Source organism: Paraburkholderia sp. SIMBA_030 (assembly GCF_046535245.1).
Taxonomy (GTDB): domain Bacteria; phylum Pseudomonadota; class Gammaproteobacteria; order Burkholderiales; family Burkholderiaceae; genus Paraburkholderia.
The window spans coordinates 1-263 of sequence record NZ_JAWRXB010000787.1; the positions used below are offsets into that span (position 1 = coordinate 1).

At 31.9% G+C, this 263-nt stretch carries 1 protein-coding gene; it reads left to right on the plus strand.

What is annotated here, in order from left to right; genetic code table 11:
* The coding region (locus SB772_RS42130; RefSeq protein WP_410838789.1) for a SusD/RagB family nutrient-binding outer membrane lipoprotein at positions 1–263 on the plus strand (263 nt) is incomplete at both ends.

A 263-nucleotide genomic window follows, 5' to 3' on the forward strand; every position in this document is an offset into this window, starting at 1 on the left:
CTTTAGAAGTTTATATTTACAGCTTATTGGTTGATACTTATGGGGATGTTCCTTATTCACAAGCGGTACAGGTTGATAAATATCCGAATCCAGCTTATGATGATTCTAAAACCATCTATGTTGATTTGATTAAGAGATGTGATGCCGCTCTTGCTTTATTAAACTCTAATACATCATCAGGCTTTGGATCTTATGATTCTTTTTTTGGAGGGAATGTAAATAAAATTAAATCATTTATTAACAGTGTAAAGCTAAGACTTGGA